The sequence below is a fragment of the Bacillus sp. SIMBA_154 genome (assembly GCF_046536015.1).
GTDB lineage: Bacteria > Bacillota > Bacilli > Bacillales > Bacillaceae > Bacillus > Bacillus pumilus_P.
Genome location: NZ_JAWJBV010000269.1, coordinates 1 through 271, shown reverse-complemented (window position 1 = coordinate 271; position 271 = coordinate 1). Strand labels below are relative to the sequence as shown.

Sequence of the window (271 nt, the reverse complement as noted above, 5' to 3'; positions counted from 1 at the left end):
CATGACCTGTGATCGCGGCGAATTCCTGGGGCGCAACGGCGATTGCCAGGCGCCTTTGGGTATGCGCCAGTCACGGCTGTCGGGGCGTACCGGCGGTGGTCTGGACCCGTGCGCGGCATTGCAGGTGGCGCTGCAGCTGGAGCCTGGCGAAAGCCGGGAGGTGGTATTCCGCCTGGGCGCCGCCCGGGACGCCCGCGCCGCTACCCGCTGCGTGCAGCAGTACCGGGGGTTGCAGGCCGCCATGGACGAGTTCGACAAGGTCAGCGCCTAC

Annotated in this window: 1 protein-coding gene; it reads left to right on the top strand. The window is 70.1% G+C overall.

The window, feature by feature from the left end; translation table 11 throughout:
- On the top strand, window positions 1–271 hold a 271-nt coding region (locus R0K30_RS22000), incomplete at both ends, for a hypothetical protein (protein WP_410612970.1).